Consider the following 21898-nt stretch of genomic DNA (forward strand, 5'->3'; position numbering starts at 1 on the left):
TTAAAATGATACGAACGTTCCATACATTTTGTCAATATCTAACATTGTTTCCTGATACAGGTTGTAATCTGATAAATTAGAATTAAAAGCACTCATATAAGAATTAAGCGACATACAACCATGGCTTCTAACGACAATCCGTCAAGAAATACCCGAAACATTTTGTTGGATGTAGCCGAGCGGCTGTTCGCCGACCACGGTTACCACGGTGTATCGGTCAGAGACATTACCGAACAGGCAGGGACACGCCTGGCGAGTATTAACTATTACTTTGGCGCCAAAACAGGGCTTTATGCCGAAGTCATATTGCGTCGTGCGCACATCTTGCACGAAGAACGCCTGACTCTGCTGAGAGCTATCGACTTTGAAAATCTGCAAGCAGAAACAGGGGTGTCCAGGTTGGTGGAGGCATTCACAAAGCCGCTGTTGCGTCACAGCATCAAAGGCGACCCCGGCTGGTCAAATTACTGTCGTTTAATCGCTCAGGTGGCGGTTTTGCGTGAGCCTCCACCGGAGGATGTCATAGAAGAATTTAATGTGCCGGCCCTTGAGTTTGTTAGTTGCCTGAAACGGCTTTTGCCAACCTTGAATGACCGCAAGGCACATTATGCATTTCAATTTATGCTGGGAACCACACTGTACATTTTTGCCGAAAACCAACGGCTGGAGAAAATGTCCAAGGGTCGCTATAAGTCCAGCGACCTGAGCAGGATTTGCAAGGAGGCCGCTGAGTATATTACTGGCGGCATATTGCGTTTGGGGGTGGGCAAATAACACCAGGGCTTACATCAAAAGAAGAGCTTGAAAGGATGTTTCCCGGCTGCCGCTATTTGTACGGTACCTCTATAGGTCAGCCGTTGGGTAAAAGTGACATGGATGTAGTCGATGAGTTTATTAAAGATTTTGGTTCAAGCGTCTAATGATTTGTGGCATTTTGTGCGTAAAATACAAAAGACTGTGATTCAAAATCACATACAAGAGTTTTCTTTAAACCAAATCGACAATTCACTCTCGCCCATTTTTCCCGCAGCCAGGCTCTCAAAAACAACAGCCGCGTCGGGCTCAGATGCTTTGAGGGTATAACCATTTAGTTCAAGAAACAGTGTGCCAATAACAAATGCTATACGTTTGTTGCCATCTACAAACGGGTGATTCTTGGCGAGGCCAAAGCTGTAGGTGGCGGCAAGCTCAAAAATGGATATGTCTGGCTGGTAGGCGTATTTTTGTTTGGCTCGTGCCAGTGCTGAATCCAGCAGATTTTTGTCCCGAATGCCATCGCCGCCGCCGTGCTCCGACAAGAGCATGGAATGTACAGCCTCTACCACGTCACCCAGTATCCATACCGGCTCTTTCATTTCGCCAGTTCGCGCAACGTGTTTTTATAGCGCTTCATAATGTCTTCTGCGGCCTGTACCTGTTCGACAAAATTCTGTTGGTAGGGAGTAAGTGTATAGCCGTCGGGGTTTTCTACCAGATAGAGAGTGTCGCCTTTTGCCGCTTTCATTTTGTTCAGTGCTTCTTTTGGAAGCAAAATCCCCATAGAGTTGCCTACCGGCGTAACTTTCACTTTTAGCATGACAATGACCTTTAATTTGAGTTATAACTGATGTTATTACTCAGTGTAGGTTAATCTTACAGATTCGACAATAAAACCTGCGAGTGAAGGGGATAACCTGTTAGGTGGAAAATCACAGCTGTCTCATAAACATAGAGCATTTTGAATGATTGCATGTTTGGCTGAATACCAAGGAATACATTTATGAAGCCGATTTTGATAGCTGTTCATGACTATCAGCATGGCAGCGTGGGAATGCTTGTCAGATCTGATAGTGCCGATAAGCTAAAAAATTTACTTGGAAATAGCTGGCAGGTTATAGATCAAAATGTAGAAGATTATGCGTGCTATCAACAAGCAATGGCTAACGGCGATCACATATATGATATGGATGAGCCAGAGGGTTTGTTAGCTACCATGATTTTGCTGGCAAAGTGGCAATCAGAAGGGAAAACTGGATATCCAATTATAGCGGAAAGGGCAGGTAGAGCAGGTTGCCGAGAGGTTTGGGCTAGATCAAAAGAAGAGCTTGAAAGGATGTTTCCCGGCTGCCGCTATTTGTACGGTACCTCTATAGGCCAGCCATTGGGTAAAAGTGACATGGATGTAGTCGATGAGTTTATTAAAGATTTTGGTTCCAACGTCTAATAATTTGTGCCATTTCGTGCGCTGATTTCTCGCTGTTATACCGATATAATCCCTGCCTTCAAACACTGAGGCCGAATTGTGCTCTATTCCATGATACGCGGGTTCTGTACCGCCGGACTGCTGTTGTTTTCAGTTGCTGCCAGCAGCGCCGAACTGGACACCTTCTCCAGCGAAGACATCCGCGCTCGCTATCTGGCGCTGATCGACGATCTGCGCTGCCCCCAATGCCAGAACCAGAACCTCAGTGATTCCGACTCCGCCATTGCCGTGGACTTGCGGCGCACAGTGTTGCGCTTGTTGGAGGAGGGCAAGGGCGACCGGGAGATTATCGACTTCCTGATCGACCGCTACGGCGACTTTATTATTTACATGCCCCAGTTCAAACCCGGCACCTACAGCCTGTGGCTGCTGCCGTTGCTGCTGGCCCTGGCCGGTGTCGCGGTGATTGTATTGGTGGTGCGCCGCCAGCGCCGGCAAGTGGTGCCAGCGCCATTGAGTGACAGCGAACAGCAACAATTGGCAGAGCTGTTAAATGACCAAGGCAGCGACAAACAGGAGAGCAGCTGATGGCGGAATTGTGGTGGCCGTTGGCGGCGTTGGCGGCACTGGCTTTGCTGTTTGTCTGTTATCCGCTGCTGCGGTCGGCTAAAAAAACACCACAGGTGCACCAGTCCAGCGCCAATGCGGAGCTGTTTCAGGAGCATTTGACAGAACTGGAGTCGCAGCACCAACAGGGCCAGATTAACGATACCGAATTAACGGCCCTGCGTGCCGAACTGCAACGCAGTTTGCTGGCAGAAAACCAACACTGCGGATCAGGGTCGCACTCGAAAGTGGGTAAATCCCTATGGTTGGTGATTGTTCTGGTGGTGGCTCTGCCTGCGGTCGCCCTGTGGATGTACCTGAAACTGGGAGCCAGCGACGACCTGACCATTGTCGACCAGTTGGAGCGCAGTTCCCTGCTGCAATCCCGGGGCAGGCCAGAGGCGGTGGCCATGCGCGCCGAGGTGTTGCAGCGTATTGAACAGCGCCTTTTGGAACAGCCGGATAACTTCTATTACTGGGTACTCAGCGGCCGCCTGAATACGGAACAGGAGCAACTCAACAAAGCCCTGGCTGCCTATCGCCGTGCCGACCAGCTGTCCGGCGGGCAGGATGTCACTCTGATGCAGGAATACCTGCAAGTGGCCTTCAGCCTGCGCGACCAGGTGGAGTTGGTAGAGCTCAAATCCCTCACCGGCCGCATACTGCAACAGGTGCCAGATAACCTGGCGGTACTGGGTCTGAATGGTCGTATCGCTTTCGAGGAAGGCGACTTTGCCACCGCCGTACGGGATTGGCGCAAAGTGTTACAGGCGCTGCCGCCGCAACACGCCACCGCTCAGCAACTCAAGGCAGAGCTGGCCAAGGCGGAGGCCGGGTTGACGCCGGAGCAGCAGTCACAGCTTGCCCGTGGCCAAATCAAACTGGTGGTCAGCCTGGCGGCGGATCTCGACCTGCCCCGGCAGGGCAGCCTGTTTATTATCGCTCGCGCCGCTGGCATCAATGTGGGCCCACCGCTGGCGGTCAAACGCCTGCCGGTTTCCCCCATGCCAGTGGAGGTGACACTGGACGACAGCAACCTGATGCTGCCCGGCACCAGCCTGGCAGACCTGGGTGAAGTCTCGGTAATGGCACGAATCTCCCTATCTGGTGGCGTTAAAGCTCAGCCGGGAGACTTGCAAAGCCAGCTGCAGGTTGTGCCGGTGGGGACGGGTGACTTGTTGCCGCTGGTGATAGATACCAAACTGTAAAATTACCACCGTCATTGCGAGGCCGAAGGCCGCGGCAATCTTGACCAGTGTGGCAGAGGACTTCGTAAGTGAGGTGGTAACTGGGTGGAGATTGCTTCGCTACGCTCGCAATGACGATATAGGGCCAGGCTCCCAAAACCCGACTTTCTTCCGTTGTACCTTCCCGTCGACCGTGTAAAATCGCCCAATTAACTTTTCTTTGTTGGATTGTCATCGCATGCGGCTCAAATGCATCAAACTGGCCGGGTTCAAATCTTTTGTGGACCCGACCACCGTCAGCTTTCCCAGTAATATGTGCTCCGTTGTGGGCCCCAACGGTTGCGGCAAATCCAATGTCATCGACGCGGTGCGCTGGGTGATGGGGGAATCCTCCGCCAAGCACCTGCGTGGCGAATCCATGACCGATGTGATCTTCAATGGCTCCGGTGGCCGCAAGCCGGTGGGCCAGGCCTCCATCGAGCTGGTGTTCGACAACACCAGTGGCACCCTCGGCGGCGAGTACGCCAGCTATTCGGAGATTTCCGTCAAGCGCAAAGTCACCCGCGACGCCCAAAACACCTACTACCTGAACGGCAACAAATGCCGCCGCCGGGACATCACCGACATCTTCCTGGGCACCGGCCTGGGGCCGCGCAGCTACGCCATTATCGAACAGGGCATGATCTCCCGGTTGATTGAGGCCAAGCCCGACGAGCTGCGGGTGTACATCGAGGAGGCAGCGGGTATCTCCAAATACAAAGAGCGCCGCCGGGATACCGAAAACCGCATGCGCCGCACCCACGAAAATCTGGAGCGCCTTACCGATATTCGCGAAGAGCTGGGTCGCCAGCTCAGCCGCCTGGAACGCCAGGCCAAATCCGCAGAAAAATACGCCGAGTACAAAAAAGAAGAACGCCTGCAAAAAGCCCAGCTGCACGCCCTGCGCTTTAAAAAGCTGAGCGACCAGAATCAGGCCCGCAAACAGGCCATCAGCGAACTGGAATTGAACATCGAAGCTCAGGTCACCGAGCGCCAGAGCTGCGACACTGCCATTGAAAAGCTGCGGGGCAGCTACACCGACCTGGGAGATGCCTTTGGCGAGGTGCAGGGCCGCTACTACGGCATTGGCGCAGAAGTGGCAAAAATCGAACAGGCCATCCAGCACGCCCAGGATCGCGCCCGTGAACTGCAACAAGACCTGGAACAGACCGAACGCAACTTCGCCGAAACCGACGAACACCTGCGCCAGGACCGGGAAAAAATAGCCACCTGGGAAGCGGAACTGGAAGACATTGTCCCGCAACTGGAAACCGCCCAGCAGTCGGAGGAGCTCACCGCCGCCACCTTGCAAGAGGCGGAAGACGCCATGCACAGCTGGCAGGTGCAATGGGACGACTTCAACCAGACCGCCGCCGCCCCGCGCCAGCAGGCAGAAGTACAGCAATCCCGCATTCAGCACCTGGAACAAGTGCTGCGCCGCCTGGCTGAGCGCATGGAAAAACTGCGCGACGAATCCACCGGCCTCAGTGTCAGCCCCATGCAGGAAGAAATCGAACTGCTCAAGGAGCAACTGGCGGAACAGGAACTGGCCCTGGAAACCCTGCAACAACAAGTAGATGGTTACGCCGAACGCATTGAACAGAGCCGCACAGCGGGCAACCAGTGTGCCACCGAACTGGACAGTGCCCGCGGCCAGCTGCAAGCCCTGCGTGGCCGCCATGCCTCGCTGGAAGCCCTGCAACAAGCGGCCATGGAAGGGGAGGCCGGTGCGCAAAACTGGCTGCAAGGCAACAACCTGTCCAACAGCGCGAAACTGGCGGATAACCTCAACGTAGAGAACGGCTGGGAAACCGCCATCGAAACCGTGCTGGGCAGCTACCTGCAAGCCTCTTGCATCGAGCAGATCGACGCTGTGGCAGAGTTGGCGCAGTCTTTTGAACAGGGCGAATTGATCCTCATTGACAGTGCCGCCAGTGCCCATGCCCAGGGCGACAAAGCCGACACACTGGCGAACAAGGCCACCGGTAGCGATGCGGCTGCGGCCCTGCTCGCCGGGGTTTACGCGGTAGACGGGCTTGAGCAGGCTCTGGCCCTGCGTTCGCAATTGAGCGGCGGTGAATCCGTGGTCACTCGCGATGGCCTGTGGCTGGGCAGCAACTGGCTGCGGGTGAGCCGCAAGGGTGACGCCAGCGTTGGCATGCTGGCGCGCAAGCAGGAGCTGGAAGAACTGACCGCAGCCATTGTCAGCCAGGAACAGAACATCGAACAACTCAGCGGCCAGCATCAACAGCACATTCAGGAGCTGGCGGAGCTGGAGCAGCAACGGGAAGCCCACAATCGCGATTGGAGCGATCAGCAGCGCGGCTTTGGCGAATTGCGCTCCCGCCTCAGCGCCAGCGAAGTGCAGATGGAACAAACCGGCGCCCGCCGCCAGCGCGCGGAACAGGAACTGGCAGAAATACAGCAGCAACAGCAATTGGAACAGGAAAGCCTGGCAGAAGCACGGCAATTGCTGGAGCAGGCCATCGAGTCCATGGAAGACGACACCAATCGCCGCGAAACCCTGATGCAGCAGCGCGACGAACTGCGCGCCAAGCTGGATCAGGCTCGCCAGAATGCCCGCCACGAACGGGACCGCCAGCATCAGCTGGCCATGCGCGAGCAATCCACTCGCACCCAGTTGCAGTCCATCCGCGATGGCATTGCCCGCCTGGAAGTCCAGGCCCAGCGCCTTCAGGAGCGCCGCGATCAACTGCGCGCCAGCTTTACCGAAAACGACAACCCCGGCGAAGAACTGAAAATCCAGTTGGAAGAAAAGCTGGAACAGCGTTTGAAAGTAGAAAGCGAACTGGGCGAAGCCCGCCGCAAACTGGAAGCTGTCGAGCACGACATGCGCCAGCACGAACAGCGCCGCAACGAGCTGGAACAGCAGCTGCAAGTGGTGCGCTCCAAGCTGGAACAGGAGCGTCTGGCCGCCCAGGAAATCGCCACCCGCAGCGGCACCATTCGCGAGCAGGTGATGGAGCAGGATTTCGACCTGGACACCCTGCTGGACAACCTGCCGGAAAATGCCGACGAGCGCGAATGGGAGCAGGAACTGGAAAAACTGGCAGCCCGTATAGCCCGCCTTGGCCCCATCAACCTGGCGGCCATTGACGAATATCAGGTGGAGTCAGAGCGCAAAAATTATCTGGATGCCCAGAACAACGATCTGGAAGAAGCTCTGGAGGCGCTGGAAAACGCCATTCGCAAGATTGACCGGGAAACCCGCACACGCTTCAAGGAAACCTTCGATGCGGTGAACGCGGGTATTCAGGAGCTGTTCCCGAAAATGTTTGGCGGCGGCCACGCCTACCTGGAACTCACCGGCGACGACCTGCTGGATACCGGCGTGGCGATTATGGCGCGGCCACCGGGCAAAAAGAACTCCACCATTCACCTGCTGTCCGGTGGAGAAAAGGCGTTGACGGCGATTTCACTGGTATTTTCCATTTTCCGCCTCAACCCGGCGCCGTTCTGTATGCTGGACGAGGTGGATGCACCACTGGATGACGCCAACGTGGGGCGCTATATTCGCATGGTGAAAGAAATGTCGGAACAGGTGCAGTTTATTTACATCACCCACAACAAAATCGCCATGGAGCTGGCGGATCAATTAATGGGTGTAACCATGCACGAACCCGGCGTATCGCGGCTGGTATCCGTGGATGTGAATGAAGCGGTAGAATTGGCAGAGGCTTGATAATATCAAACTCACGTAGGGTGGATTAGCGCAGCGTAATCCACCATTCGGACTGAACACAATATGAGCCAGGAACTACTAATTACACTGGGCGCGCTGTTGATCATTGCCATTCTGATCGACGGCATACGCCGGGCGCGCCACTCCCGTCACGACCGCATTCGCATGTCGAAGCGCAAACAGCCCATCTTTGACGACGGTGACGACGACAACTTTGGCAGCGAACTGCCCAATGGCGGCGCCCGGGTTGTGGAAGTGCGCGACGATGACAAAGCCGACCACCTGAACGATGAAATTCGCCAGGCGGCGGAGGAAAGCAAGCCAAGGCTTGCTTTCCAGAAGGCAGAGGACAGAGGACAGAAGACAGAAGCGGCGGTGCCTCAGCCGGAAGTCGCCGCTGAAACATCCGAAACCCGTGAATCCACAGTGCCCGAGCCTGAATCTCGCGAAGATCAGCCCGCCGCTCGTAGCCCGCGGCCCGTAGCTGAAAAACCGGAACAAACCACCCTGGACTTCACAGCCCGGAAAAACCAATCTGGCCCACAGGAAGTTCTGGTATTCCACCTGCGCTCTGGCAAAGATCAGAAATTTGCTGGTCAGGTGCTGTTGGAAACTCTGGTGGAGGAAGGCATGCGCTTTGGCGCCATGGATATTTTCCATCGTCACAGCCAGAGCGACGGTTCCGGCGATGCACTGTTCAGCATTGCCAACAGTGTGGAGCCGGGTACCTTCGACCTCAACACCATCGGCGAACTGCACACCCCCGGCATCAGCTTTTTTATCGACCTGGAAGCGGTGGACGACCCCAAAGCAGCGTTTGGCACCATGCTGGAAACCATCGCCGGCTGCATGGAAAAGCTCGGTGGCGAGCTGAAAGACGAAACCGGCAGCGCGGTGACCAAACAAACCGTGGAACACTACAAACAACGGGTGCGTGATTTTCAGCGCCGGGCACTGTCTGAGCGGGTTTGATGTCGTCAATGAACTCTGTTCCCGCCGAGGCGAGCGCCGAAGCCAGCCGCCTGCGCGACCAGCTCAATCACCACAATCACCTCTATTACGTACTCGATGATCCGCAAATTCCCGACGGCGAATACGACCGCCTGTTGCGTCGCTTGCAGGATTTGGAAAGCCAGTACCCGCCGCTGAAAACCCCGGACTCCCCCAGCCAGCGAGTGGGAGCTCCGCCACTGGACGTGTTCCGCCAGGCACAGCACCTGATGCCCATGCTCTCTCTGGACAACGCCTTTAGCGATGACGAAGTGCGCGACTTTAACCGCCGGGTATTGGAGCGCCTTAATCGCGATGGCGCGGTGGAGTACGCCTGCGAGCCCAAACTGGATGGCATCGCCATCAGCCTGATTTACCGCGATGGTGTGCTGGAGCGGGGCGCAACCCGGGGCGATGGCAGCAGCGGTGAAGACATCACCCAAAACGTGCGCACCATCGGCTCCATTCCTCTGCGTTTGATGGGGGATAGCCACCCGCAACTGCTGGAAGTGCGCGGCGAAATTTACCTGCCTCGCCGTGGTTTTGAGGCCATGAACCAGGCCGCCCGTGAAGCGGGTGACAAGCCGTTCGTTAATCCGCGCAACGCCGCCGCTGGCAGTCTGCGGCAGCTGGATTCCACCATCACCGCCAGCCGCCCCCTGGAAATGTGTGCCTACAGCGTTGGTGTGGTGGAGGGCGGCGAGCTGGCCAAAACTCACACCGGTGTACTGGCTCAGTTGGCGCAATGGGGCTTTCTGGTGAACGAACACTTGCAAGCAGTGGAGAATATTGACGGCTGCCTGACCTATTACGAAAAGCTGTCCCGGCTGCGTGATGGCCTGGACTACGATATCGACGGCATCGTCTACAAGGTGAACGACCTCAGTCTGCAAAACCGCCTGGGCTTTGTGGCCCGGGCACCGCGCTGGGCCATTGCCCGAAAATTCCCCGCTCAGGAAGAAATGACCACACTGCTGGATGTGGAATTTCAGGTGGGTCGCACCGGTTCCATCACTCCTGTGGCGCGCTTGCAGCCGGTGTTTGTGGGTGGTGTAACGGTAACCAATGCCACCCTCCACAACCGCGATGAAATACAGCGTCTGGGATTAAAGGTTCTCGATACCGTAGTGGTTCGCCGCGCCGGAGATGTGATCCCTCAGGTGGTGAGCGTGGTCGCCGACCGCCGCCCGGACAACGCTCGCGATATTGTTTTCCCCGGCACCTGCCCGGCCTGCGACTCTCCGGTGGAACAGATCGAGGGAGAAGTGGTGGCCCGTTGCAGCGGTGGCCTGGTGTGCCCGGCGCAACGCAAGGAAGCCATCAAACACTTTGCCTCCCGCAAGGCGCTGGATGTGGATGGCCTGGGGGACAAAATCGTCGAGCAGCTGGTGGACCGGGAACTGGTACAAACCCCCGCCGACCTGTTTGCTCTGACGGTGGAACAGCTTGCCGGCCTGGAACGCATGGCGGAAAAATCCGCGTCCAATCTGGTGGCGGCCCTGCAAAAAAGCCGCGACACCACCTTGCCCCGCTTTCTCTATGCCCTGGGAATTCGCGAAGTGGGGGAGGCCACTGCCGGGAGTCTGGCCAACCATTTTGGATCGCTGGACGTTCTGTTTCAGGCAGACGAACAAATCCTGCAGGAAGTGGAGGACGTGGGCCCGGTGGTAGCACACTTTGTCGGCGACTTTTTTGCCAGTGCCAGCAACCGCAAAGTGATTGAAAAACTGCAACAGGCCGGAGTCAACTGGCCCGCCATAACACCGCGATCTGAAAGCGAGTTGCCGCTGGCGGGGCAGACCTGGGTGTTGACCGGCACACTGGAAACCATGAGCCGCTCGGAGGCCAAGGAAAAACTGCAACAACTGGGCGCCAAGGTAGCGGGCAGTGTATCCGCCAAATCCAGCTGTGTGGTGGCGGGGCCGAGGGCCGGTTCCAAACTGGCCAAAGCGCAACAACTGGGTATTGAAGTAATGGACGAACAGCAGCTGATTGAACTGTTGGAGAGTTTCCAATGAGAATGATGGGTTCTGAGAGCTTGGTCTACGGCTGCATCCGGGATATGAGCTTTGGCGATGGCGACAACCGCCACGAAAATAACTGCTGTGCACTGCAAACCCTGCCGGAACGAGACGGTTATCCGTTGCTCAGCCGCGAAATGTTTGCCTTGCCCATGCAAGACGATGAGCTGGGTTGCCAGGTGGTGCACTTCGGCGCCTGCTATCGTGGCGTGGAATACGAATGGGCACAGTGGTTGCTGCGTTTTGAAACCCTGCTGAAAAAAATGTACTGGGTCTCCGCCACCGTACAACTGGAAACTGAACTTTACGGTGTACACAGTTTTAACTGGCAAGTGGAAGGTGACTTCCACGCCCCCGGCGACAACGACTTGCGGCTGCAGTGTGAGTGGAGCCGGGAATCATTGTCTTTATGAATATCTCTGTCATTGCGAGGAGCATCGTAGGGTAGATTAGCGCAGCGTAATCCACCAATAATTGCCACGATGGTGGATTACGCTGCGCTAATCCACCCTACAAGAACAGATCATGCCAAAATTTAAAAATCCCAAAACCCTGATTCTAGGCATGTTCGCCAGCCTGGTGCTGCTGGTGGGGATTCTGCTTATCTTCGACACGCCCGATGAGGCGGTAGCCGCTTTTCTGGCGCTGATCATTGGCTTGCTGGTGGTAATTGCGGTGGCTTTTGTGGCCGGAACCCTGCTCGCCTGGCTCCGCAAATGGCGCAACCGCGACCGCTGATTCGTGGCAGTCCCATCGCATAATCCGACCCCAGTGCGGGGCTTTCGTTACTTCCTTTCCGGTGTTGGCACCGGCTCGCTGCTGGGCGGTTTGCAAATTGTGCTCTACCCCTGGCTGGTGGTGGGGGTGCTGCACGAGAGTGCGGAGCGTGTCGGTTTTGCCCAGATGGTGGCCATGTTGCCCGCCTTGTTGTTCGTGCTTCTGGGGGGGGCTTTATCGGAAAACCGCCACCAGGCACGGCTGTTGTTGCGCCTGTATTTACTCTATCTAATTCCCTACGGATTGTTACTGTGGCTGGCACTGAGCGGCCAACTTGACTATGGGTTAGTGGTGCTGTTCGGTTTTTGTTACGGTGCGATAACCGCTTTCGTGCAGCCGGCGCGGGAGAGTTTACTGCCCAAAGTCGCCAACGAGCAGCTCGACCGCGCGGTAGCGCGTATGGGGTTGGTTCAATTTGCCTGCCAGAGTGTCGGCATGTTTTCTGCGGGTTGGCTCGACAGCGTTGGCTTGGCGGCACTGATTGTTGTGCAGATGGTGCTGGTGGTGGCCACCGGATTGTTGTTGCGGCGCAGCCTGTTGATGGAAGCGCCACCGCTGGCTCCTGCTACCCGCTCTCGTCACGCCATCGGCGAGGGCCTGAAGCTGGCCTGGCAAACCATTCACCTGCGGCATTTGCTGGTTGCGGTATTTGCCACCGGTTTTTTGGGGCTGGGGGTGTATCTGGTGGTACTGCCATTGCTGGCTCGCGAACTCTACGGCGGTGGCGCTGCCTTTTTCGCCGGGTTGCAACTCACCTTTACCGTCGGTGTGGTGGTTGCCAATGTGCTGGTGATTCGCGGTGTTGGCAGCCGCTGGCACGGGGGGCGATTTATGGTGGTCAGCTTGCTGATTCGCGGTGGCCTGCTGGCGTTACTGGCTTTGCAACTGCCGGCTTGGGGGCTGTTTCTTACAATATTTTTCTGGGGCGTTTTATCCGGGTGGTCCATGGTACTGGGGCGCACCATGGTTCACGACCTGTCACCAAAAACCCATGCATCGCGCATGGTTTCGGTGTATCAACTGTCACTGTTTGGCGCTGCCCCCATCGGTGCCTGGAGCTGCGGCCAGCTGGTGGGCAGCGTCGGCCTGTTGCCCGCGGTGGCTCTGTTTGGCGGTATGACCCTGTTAGCGGGGCTTTGGATGGTAAAGCGCAGCGTACTTTACCGGTTCTGACTTTGCTCCCTAAATAAAAAAGCCCCATCTGGGGGATGGGGCAAGACTTCAAATGCGGGGAAAAGGGGCTCCCCGAAATGAAACAAAGTGTCAGTCTGAAAATACTGTTGCTCCTTGAGCGGATTCCTTTCTCTCTGTCGCAAACCTGTCTGTTAGTGTCTGGATTTGGATGTTTGGTTCAGTTCTTTTCCAGTTAATTTTTGCAACAAAAAGCCAACATCCTTCTACGGTTTGAAAAATTATTTACTGACAATAACCTCAATGAGGTGTCATCCCCGCCCCCGATTAAAGACATCGAGGGCAGGCTGCGGCGGGTATCCATGTTGGCCTTGGCACTAAAGTCTTGGATGTCGGTGGTTTCTGGATTCCCGCTTGCGCGGGAATGGCGGCTTAGGGGTTGTTAAGCCCGATTGCCCTGATTGAAATTGATATACGCCTTGATCCAGTATAAATATGATTTTATAGTTCTACGGCTGTAATATCTGGCTGGCATATGCTCGTAGATTGACCGAAGGAACAGTAATTGGCTCGTTTTTGGGTCTCCCTTCGATAATTACTGTTCGTATGTGCAGTATATTTTTCTCTGTAAGTGTCAAGTGATTACAGCGGTCAAAACGGCCCAATAATATATTAAACTGGATTCCCGATAATAATCGTTATCAGGCCGAAGGCCCGTTCAACTAAGATGAAGACTTCCGGAAATTTGAATACATACATTTTTATTCTGTGCGCCATTGCCATTGGTTTTTCGCTAGCGTCCCAGGCTGGCGTAAATTCTCAGCTCAGGGTCGCGCTTCATTCACCTGTTCAAGCGGCATTTATCTCATTTTCAATTGGTACGGTGCTACTTGGTGTTATCTGTTTTTTTCAAGGGCATCCGTGGTTCAAACCTGGGGCACTATCCAGTATTCCTTGGTGGGCATGGTTAGGCGGTGCATTTGGCGCGTTTAACATCGCTATGGCGATATTTTTAGTCCCAAAGTTGGGGGCGTTAGCCTTGGCTGTCTCTATTGTATGTGGGCAAATTATTGCTTCTCTTCTATTTGACCAAAACGGCTGGCTAGGCTATCCAACAATTGAGCTATCATTTGCTCGGGTAGCAGGTGCGCTACTCATCATATGTGGGGTATTTTTAGTTGCAAAAGGCTAAACACCTAACGAATAAGGATAAGTAGCGCTTGCTGTGACTTATCGCCCGAACCATTATGTTCAACCTTTCGTTGCGGCCAGCATGTAATAAGCAAAGACTGCGGATCGTTTTCAGCGCCTCCTGGTCGCACCGACGTTAATATTTTTAACCCGATCTTGACAAGACCGTAGGGTGGATTAGCTGCAAGCGTAATCCACCACATGCTGTGGTTTGGCTGCCAATTTTGACCCCTGATTGTTAACACCCCTAATCCATTACCCTACGGCTGCATCGAATGTCGGCTTGTTGTGGCCAAAGGCCTTCAGCATCGTATTTATCCCTCACAGTAAATTTTTTCTCCCGTTGAACCCAACTCACCTTTCCGGCAACTCATTGGGTATCTATCGAAAGTCTCACGGCAAACATCGATTGGATATTTTGGCTTTTTACTTCCGGGCGCGCCTTCGGCGTTGCCCGTTTTCCAAATCCATACAACGGAGATAAACCAATGAGTAGCTCTAACAACGGTCGTTCCAAAGGCAACAAGGGCAGCCATGGCAAGGTATTAACCCCCGCTGCTATTCTGGCACTTCTCGGCCTTGGCAATGAGGCTTCAGCCGCCAGTGGCGACGAATATGTGCAGGCAGACAGCATCAAGGGTGTTGCCCGGGTAAAACAATTGTCAGACGGTAGCGTAGAGCTGGTGTTTGAAAATGGCGACGTGGTAAAAGTCGCCGCCAAAGATGTTCAGGTGCAAAACGGCAATGTGCTGGTTAGCGCCGAAGCGGTAGAGCAACTGGCCGGTAGCGGCGCGTTGAATGGTGTGGGTAAATTCCTGGCAGACAACTGGCTGCTGGTTGGCGCCGGTGTGGTTGGTGCCGCTGTGATCATTGACAACAACAATGATGACGATGGCCCTTCCGATGGCAACGACAATCTGGTGGGCTCTGCCATGGCAGATGCCATTGATGGCCTGGCCGGTGACGACAATATTCAGGGGCTTGCCGGTGATGATTCGCTGACTGGTGGTGATGGCAACGATACCCTGGACGGCGGCACTGGCAACGACACTTTGGTGGGCAATGCCGGCAACGACGAATTGCTGGGTGGCGCAGGCGACGATGTACTGCGCGGCGGTGGCGGCGCAGACATCAACAACGGTGGCGATGGTATAGACACCGCCGACTTCTCCGATATTGGTTCTGGCATTACCGCTGACCTGGGCGCTGGTGAAGCCAGTTATGCTGCACCCAATGGCAATACGGTCACCGATACTCTGGTGAGCATTGAAAACCTCACCGGTTCCGACAGCGACGATTCCCTCACCGGTGATGCCAACGCCAACACCCTGAGCGGTGGTGCGGGTAACGACACCCTGGTGGGCGGCGGCGGTGCCGATACCCTGTTAGGTGGCAGTGGTGATGATGTGCTGCGCGGTGGCGGCGGCCCGGACACCACTGACGGTGGTGAAGGTTCTGATACCGCCGATTTCTCTGACATTGGCACAGCAGTAACTGCCGACCTGGGCGCAGGCTCAGCCAGCTACGCCGCACCCAACGGCAATACGGTAACCGATACTCTGGTGAGTATTGAAAACATCATCGGCTCCAACAACGACGACAACCTGACTGGCGATGCCGGTGCCAACCGGCTCGACGGCGGTATGGGTAACGATACCCTGGTGGGCGGCGGCGGCGCCGACACCCTGATTGGCGGTGCAGGCAACGATGTACTGCGCGGCGGCGGTGGCCCGGATACCACCGATGGTGGCGAAGGCATTGATACAGCCGATTTCTCCGACATCGGCTCCGGCATTACCGCAAGCCTGGAAGACGGTGAAGCCAGCTACCTGGCTCCCAACGGCAATACCGTGACCGATACTCTGGTGAGCATCGAAAATATCATCGGTTCCAACAGCGACGACTCCCTGACCGGCGACAGCGGCGCCAACGTGCTGGACGGCGGTATGGGTAACGACAGTCTGGTGGGCGGCGGCGGTGCCGACACCCTGATTGGCGGCGCGGGCAATGACGTGTTGCGCGGCGGCGGCGGCCCGGACACCACCGACGGTGGCGAAGGCATTGATACCGCCGATTTCTCCGATATTGGCTCCGGCATTACCGCCAGCCTGGAAGACGGCGAAGCCAGCTATCAAGCTCCCAATGGCAACACGGTCACCGATACCCTGGTGAGCATTGAAAACCTCACCGGTTCCAACAGCGACGACTCTTTCACCGGTGACAGTGGCGCCAACGTATTCAGCGGCGGCCTGGGCAGCGATACTCTGAACGGCGGTGACGGCGTAGACACCGCCGACTACTCCGACCTGGACGTGCCGGTTACCGTTAACGTAGATGGCGATGGCAATGGCACCGTAACCCGGGAAACCGGCTTCAGTGTCGCCGTGGAAAACGTGGTGGTAAACCCCGCCATGTTGCGCGAAAACGCCATGCTTAATCCGAACCTGTCCGGCAACTTTGTCACCGAAGCGGCAGCGGGCAACCTGTACTTTAATATTCACACCACCGACTTCCCCGGTGGTGAAATTCGCGGTCAGCTGGATACCATTGTCAGCGACACCACCGTGGAAGGCGTGCGCACCCTGGTGCTGTCTGCCACTCTGGATGCCGCGCAAGAGCCTGGCCCCACATCGGATTCCAACGCCACTGGCGAAGGCACCGTAACCATTGTGATAGATGGCGACTCCATCACCTACAGCGCCGAGTTGTCGGTAACCGGTATTGCCACCAGTGAACTGATGCCGGTAGCGGGCTTCTCGGCCATCCACCTCCACAACAATGTACGGGGCGAAAACGGCCCGGTTGTGCTGGACCTGGTACAAGACGCCGGCGGTGATGTGAATGGCGCTATCGCTGACAGTGATGTGTTCGATGAAGTGGTGGAAACCGATACTCTGACGTCCATCGAAATCATCACCGGTGCCAACGACAACGGGGTGCAGATTGTTGGCGACAACGTGGATTTCGTGAACGACAGCCCCATCGACGCCGACAACAACGGCATTCTGGTGAACGGCAACAACGTCTCCATCGACAACAGCAGCACCATCGACGGCGCTTTCAACGGCGTCAACTTTGCCGCTGATTCCAGCGGTGGCTCACTCACCAATAGTGGCACCATTACCAGTGCCAGCCGCGGTGTGAATATCTCTGGCGACGGTGTGACGGTGAACAACAGCGGCACCATTGTCACCAGCGATGACCCGCGCAACGGTGTGATATACAGCAACGAAACCGCCGACAACGTCACCATCAACAACAGTGGCACCATCGACGCGGGCGAAGGCAACAACGGCGACGGGGTATCACTGCAACTGAGCGGCGACGACAATCACACCGTCACCAACTCCGGCAGCATTGTTGGCCGTGGCGATGTGGACCCGGAATCTTCCGCCAACAATCAGTCCAGCGGTGTGCGCCTGTTTACCAGCGATGAATCCGCCACCTTCTCTGGCAGTATCAGCAACGAGGCTGGCGCCACCATCAGCTCGGAAGCGGCCACTGGCCCACGGGCAGGGGTGATTGTGCAGAACAACGTCAACTTCCAGGGCGATCTGAGCAACGCCGGTACCATCTCCGGTGTTAATAACGGCCTGTACTTCGGCACTGGCGATCACACTGACGGCGTGGCCACCAACGAAGAAGGCGGCGTAATCAGCAGCGACAGTCGCGCAGTGAATATCGACGGCGATGGCCTGACTTTTGTCAACAACGGCTCAGTATTGGGCACCGGCGACCAGCGCAACGGCACCATCTATTCCGATGGCACCGCCAACAATTACACCATTATCAATCGCGGTTTGGTGGACGCTGGCGAAGGTAGCGATGGTGTATCAAACAATGGCGCAGCCATTGCCCTGCAACTGGGGGCAGAGGGTGACACCAATGTGGAAATTACCAACAGCGGCACGTTGCAAGGCCGTGGCCAGGGCGCTGCGGATCAGGGCGTTGCCGGAGACGGCCTGCGTCTGTTTACCGATGGCTCCACCTTTACTGGTGACATCATCAATATTGGCACTATCGACTCCGAGAGCGCAGTAGGTCCCACTGCTGGAGTGCGTTTTAGCAACGGCGTCAACTTCCAGGGTGAACTCAGCAATCTGGGTGAAATTTCCGGTGTTAATAACGGCCTGTACTTTGGCACTGGCGACCACAGCGGCGGCGTGGCCACCAACGAAGTGAGTGGCACCATCAGCAGCGACAGCCGCGCGGTGAATATCGATGGCGACGGCCTCACCTTTGTCAACGAAGGCCGCGTGTTGGGTACCGGCGACCAGCGCAACGGCACCATTTATGCCGATGGTACCGCCAACAACTACACCATTGACAACAGCGGCTTGGTGGATGCTGGTGAGGGTAACAATGGCGCGGCCATCTCCCTGCAATTGGCTGCCCAAGGTGACACCAACGCCACCATTATCAACTCCGGTGATTTGCTGGGACGCGGCCAGGCCGCCGCCGGCGAAAATACCGCCGGTGATGGTTTGCGCCTGTTTACCGATGGCTCCACCTTTGTGGGCAGCATCGACAACAGTGGCAGCATCGATTCCGAAAGTGACCAGGGCGCTACTGCTGGTGTTCGTTTTGCCAACGGTGTGAACTTCCAGGGCACTCTAAACAACTCTGGAACCATTTCCGGTGACAACAACGGCCTGTACTTCGGCACTGGCGACCACACCAACGGTGTGGCCACCAACGCAGTAGACGGTGTGATCAGTAGTGACAGCCGCGCGGTGAATATCGACGGCGATGGCCTGACTTTTGTCAACCAAGGTACCGTGTTGGGTACCGGCGATCAGCGCAACGGCACTATTTATTCTGACAGCACCGCCAACAATTTTGTTATCGACAACAGCGGTCTGGTGGACGCTGGTGATGGCAACAACGGTGCAGCGATTTCCCTGCAACTGAGTGCAGAAGGCGAAACCAGTGCCGACATCCTGAATACCGGTGATCTGCAAGGTCGCGGCCAGGCCGCCGCCAGTGAAAACACCGCCGGCGACGGTCTGCGCCTGTTTAACGCCGGCTCTACCTTTGTGGGTGAAATCACCAACGATGGTGTGATCAATTCCGAGAGTGGCCAGGGCGCCACCGCCGGTGTGCGCATTGCCAATGGTGTGAACTTCCAGGGCGAATTGACCAACAACGGGGTGATTTCCGGTGTCAATAATGGCCTGTACTTCGGTGTTGGCGACCACGCAGGCAGCACGGTGGTCAACAGCGTTGATGGAATAATCAGCAGTGACAGCCGCGCCGTGAACCTGGATGGCGATAACCTCAGCTTTGAAAACCAGGGCGATGTGATCGGCACCGGCGACCAACGCAACGGCACTGTGTATGTAGATGGCACTGCCGACGGCATCAGTATCGAAAACAGTGGCACCATTGATGCCGGCGAGGGCAACAGCGGATCCGGCGTTTCCACACAGGTAGGCTCGGCGGCGGAAGACGCTGTCAGCGACATTGTCGATATTGACAACAGCGGTACCATTCAGGCTCGCGGTGAAGGCGAAGTCAATGCCGGGGTACGTTTCTTTAACGGTTCTGGTGAAGACGAAGCGGAGCTGGATACCGTTATCGAGAACTCCGGCCTTATCGCCTCCGAAAGTGCCGCGGGCATCCTTATCGAAGATGGTGTCAACGTCAATGGCAGCGAGATCGTCAACCAGGGCACCATCAGCGGCGGCAACGGTATTGCCATCGACGCGTCCGGTGCCTCTGGCGAGCTGGATGTAGACAGCACTGACGGCATCCTGGAAGGGGATGTACTGCTGGGCTCCGGGAATGATTCCTTCCGGGGCAGCAATGGCGATGATGTGGTCAGCGGCGGCCTGGGTGATGACAGCCTGGACGGTGGCGCAGGCCTTGATACGGCGGACTTCTCTGATCTGGATGTGCCCGTAGACGTTACTGTCGATGCCATGGGTAACGGCGCAGCCATCCGCGAAACCGGCTTTAGCGTTGCTGTAGACAACGTGGCGGTAGACCCGGCCATGCTCCGTGAAAACGCCACATTGAATCCGGACCTGTCCAACGACTTTATTACCGAAGCGGAGGCGGGCAACCTGTACTTCAATATCCACACCAACGATTTTAACGGCGGTGAAATTCGCGGTCAGTTGGACACCGTTGTGTCTGACAACACAGCACAAGACGGCACCCGCACCCTGGTATTGTCTGCCACTCTGGATGCCGCGCAAGAGCCGGGCCCCACATCGGATTCCGAAGCCACTGGCGAAGGTACGTTGACTATCATTGTGGCCCCGGATGGCTCCATCAGCTACTCCGCAGACCTGAGCGTGACCGGCCTGGCCACCTCTGACCTGCTGCCGGTGGCGGGCTTCTCTGCCATTCATATCCACAACAATGTGCGCGGCGAAAACGGCCCGGTTGTGCTGGATGTGGTGCAAGACGCCGGTGGTGATGTGAATGGCAGCGATGTATTCGTCGAAGTGACGGAAACCGACACACTGACCTCCATCGAAAACATCATCGGCTCCGATGACGGCGACAGCATTACCGCTACCGGTTCGGCGGCCAATGTGTTTGACGGTCGCGGCGGCGACGACACCCTGATTGGCGGCGGTGGTGCCGACACCTTGATCGGTGGCGAAGGCGACGACACCCTGCAAGGCGGTGGGGGCCCCGACACCATCGACGGTGGTGAAGGCAGCGACACCATCTCCTTCGCTGACATCGCTGCGGACGTCACTGTCACCGTGGATGAAAACGGCAACGGCACGGCCACTTACCTGGCGCCGAACGGCGAAACCGTGGTCACTGACACCTTCACCAGTATCGAGAATTTCCTGGGCACCAATGTCACTGTGAACCCGGGCAGCTCCGACACGCTGAACCTGTCCGGCTTCCTGGCAGCGCCGGTTACCGGCTTGCCCGGCACCTTTAACGGTGTGATCGTCGATCTGGACGTGAACTCCGCCGGTGCCAACGGCACGCCCGGGCAGGACGGTGGCTTCCTCAATGCACCTCCGGGAGCGGTTGCGGTGGGCGGCGTTGTGCCGGCTGCCAACATTCTCAACGAGATTGATGACTTTGAGAATGTGATCGGCACCGACTTCAACGATGGTTTGTTCGGCAACAACGAAGTCAATGTTCTGAACGGCGGCGCAGGCAACGATGCCATCCACGGTTTTGCCGGCAACGACTTCCTTCAAGGCGGCGCAGGCATCGATACGGTTCTGTTCTCGGCAGCCCCAGCCGGTGTCACGGTTGACCTCAACGACCAGGTGGATGCGGCGACCTTCGACGATATTGTTGCCGGTGACGCGGCAGCGGTGGCAGCGAGTTCTGGCGGTGCGGGTCTTAACGTACTGTCCGGCTTTGAGAACGTCACCGGTTCCCAGAATGCCGACACCCTGATCGGCGACGACAATGCCAACGTGCTGAACGGCAACGGCGGCAATGACTCGCTGGATGGCTCTGCTGGCAACGACACCCTGATCGGTGGCGCAGGTCTTGACAGCTTTGTGGTGCGGGAGGGCAGCGATGCCGACACCGTTACCGACTTTGATGTCAACGATGACGTGATCGAGGTGGTTGATCTGGTGGACGATGCGGCAGCGGCCCTGGCCCTGGCGGTGAACAACGGTGAGGATACCGTGATCGACTTCGGTAATGGTGATGTTATCACTCTCACCGGTGTGGATGCGGCAGATCTGACCGAGGCCAACTTTGCAGTGGAGAACACAATTCTCGCTGTGGAATCGGCCATGTTTACCGACCTGTCGGATGAAGACGCGGCTGTTCCGGCCTCTGATTCCTCGGCTCCCGCTGTAGAAGAAGCCGCTGGCGACAGCATGGAAGTAGCGGACATGGCGGCAACACAAGCCATGATCGATACCTTCGAGGTGGCCTAACCACCCATTGCGGCGACCTTTGCAAATGGCAGGGGTCGCCGCAGCGCTGTAAGGGCCTGGAGCTGTAGGGGCCTGGAGTTCCCAGACACGCTGTGTTTTCGTTATTGAAATAAGCATCCGTGTACGCTCTTTGGCCGCTACCCTTGCACCCAACCCTTTCTGCTCGTCATCCTGAGCACAGCGAAGGACCTCTA

At 56.5% G+C, this 21898-nt stretch carries 15 protein-coding genes; 12 read left to right on the top strand and 3 right to left on the bottom strand.

Going from position 1 to position 21898, the window contains the following annotated elements; all coding sequences use genetic code 11:
- Nucleotides 1–120 precede the first annotated feature (120 nt).
- Complete coding sequence (locus ACVBEJ_RS09740) at nt 121–774, top strand: TetR/AcrR family transcriptional regulator (RefSeq protein ID WP_447129439.1); 654 nt, start codon at nt 121–123, stop codon at nt 772–774.
- Between the two features lie 194 nt (nt 775–968).
- Here the strand turns inward: ACVBEJ_RS09740 and ACVBEJ_RS09745 are convergent, their stop codons facing one another.
- Both ACVBEJ_RS09745 and ACVBEJ_RS09750 read right to left on the bottom strand, forming a co-directional pair.
- The gene (locus ACVBEJ_RS09745) at nt 969–1355 is read right to left on the bottom strand and encodes a type II toxin-antitoxin system death-on-curing family toxin (protein WP_447129440.1); all 387 of its coding nucleotides are present in this window, start codon (nt 1353–1355) and stop codon (nt 969–971) included.
- Nucleotides 1352–1576 carry an AbrB/MazE/SpoVT family DNA-binding domain-containing protein gene (locus ACVBEJ_RS09750; protein ID WP_447129441.1) on the bottom strand — a complete coding sequence of 75 codons (225 nt, stop codon included), beginning with the start codon at nt 1574–1576 and terminating at the stop codon, nt 1352–1354. Before ACVBEJ_RS09750 ends, ACVBEJ_RS09745 begins: the two co-directional genes overlap by 4 nt.
- A gap of 183 nt (nt 1577–1759) precedes the next feature.
- On the opposite strand from ACVBEJ_RS09750, the gene ACVBEJ_RS09755 reads away from it, so the two are divergent.
- From ACVBEJ_RS09755 to ACVBEJ_RS09795, 9 genes are all read left to right on the top strand, one after another.
- Nucleotides 1760–2203: a hypothetical protein gene (locus ACVBEJ_RS09755; protein WP_447129442.1), complete on the top strand. Its 444-nt coding sequence runs from the start codon at nt 1760–1762 to the stop codon at nt 2201–2203.
- 90 nt (nt 2204–2293) lie between these two features.
- A complete protein-coding gene (locus ACVBEJ_RS09760) occupies nt 2294–2770 on the top strand; it encodes a cytochrome c-type biogenesis protein (RefSeq protein ID WP_447129443.1) in 477 nt (158 codons plus the stop codon).
- On the top strand, nt 2770–3996 hold the full coding sequence (ccmI, locus tag ACVBEJ_RS09765; RefSeq protein WP_447129444.1) for a c-type cytochrome biogenesis protein CcmI: 1227 nt from the start codon (nt 2770–2772) through the stop codon (nt 3994–3996). The genes ACVBEJ_RS09760 and ccmI overlap by 1 nt, the downstream gene beginning before the upstream one ends.
- Nucleotides 3997–4213: 217 nt before the next feature.
- Nucleotides 4214–7717 carry a chromosome segregation protein SMC gene (gene smc / locus ACVBEJ_RS09770; RefSeq protein WP_447129445.1) on the top strand — a complete coding sequence of 1168 codons (3504 nt, stop codon included), beginning with the start codon at nt 4214–4216 and terminating at the stop codon, nt 7715–7717.
- A gap of 63 nt (nt 7718–7780) precedes the next feature.
- Complete coding sequence (gene zipA / locus ACVBEJ_RS09775) at nt 7781–8689, top strand: cell division protein ZipA (RefSeq protein WP_447129446.1); 909 nt, start codon at nt 7781–7783, stop codon at nt 8687–8689.
- 8 nt (nt 8690–8697) lie between these two features.
- A complete protein-coding gene (gene ligA / locus ACVBEJ_RS09780; protein ID WP_447129447.1) occupies nt 8698–10725 on the top strand; it encodes an NAD-dependent DNA ligase LigA in 2028 nt (675 codons plus the stop codon).
- Complete coding sequence (locus ACVBEJ_RS09785; RefSeq protein ID WP_447129448.1) at nt 10722–11141, top strand: hypothetical protein; 420 nt, start codon at nt 10722–10724, stop codon at nt 11139–11141. Before ligA ends, ACVBEJ_RS09785 begins: the two co-directional genes overlap by 4 nt.
- A 112-nt stretch (nt 11142–11253) precedes the next feature.
- The gene (locus tag ACVBEJ_RS09790; RefSeq protein WP_447129449.1) at nt 11254–11466 is read left to right on the top strand and encodes a hypothetical protein; all 213 of its coding nucleotides are present in this window, start codon (nt 11254–11256) and stop codon (nt 11464–11466) included.
- 33 nt (nt 11467–11499) lie between these two features.
- Nucleotides 11500–12678 carry an MFS transporter gene (locus ACVBEJ_RS09795; protein ID WP_447129450.1) on the top strand — a complete coding sequence of 393 codons (1179 nt, stop codon included), beginning with the start codon at nt 11500–11502 and terminating at the stop codon, nt 12676–12678.
- Nucleotides 12679–13078: 400 nt separating this feature from the next.
- On the opposite strand, the gene ACVBEJ_RS09800 is transcribed toward ACVBEJ_RS09795, so the two are convergent.
- The gene (locus ACVBEJ_RS09800; protein ID WP_447129501.1) at nt 13079–13198 is read right to left on the bottom strand and encodes a phage integrase N-terminal SAM-like domain-containing protein; all 120 of its coding nucleotides are present in this window, start codon (nt 13196–13198) and stop codon (nt 13079–13081) included.
- Between the two features lie 183 nt (nt 13199–13381).
- Here ACVBEJ_RS09800 and ACVBEJ_RS09805 point away from each other — a divergent pair, with 183 nt between their 5' ends.
- Together ACVBEJ_RS09805 and ACVBEJ_RS09810 are read left to right on the top strand one after the other, a co-directional pair.
- Nucleotides 13382–13828, top strand: a complete 447-nt coding sequence (locus ACVBEJ_RS09805) for a DMT family transporter (protein WP_447129451.1) — start codon at nt 13382–13384, stop codon at nt 13826–13828.
- 487 nt (nt 13829–14315) lie between these two features.
- Nucleotides 14316–21704 carry a beta strand repeat-containing protein gene (locus ACVBEJ_RS09810; RefSeq protein WP_447129452.1) on the top strand — a complete coding sequence of 2463 codons (7389 nt, stop codon included), beginning with the start codon at nt 14316–14318 and terminating at the stop codon, nt 21702–21704.
- Nucleotides 21705–21898 lie beyond the last annotated feature (194 nt).

It is taken from the genome of Porticoccus sp. GXU_MW_L64 (assembly GCF_052983295.1).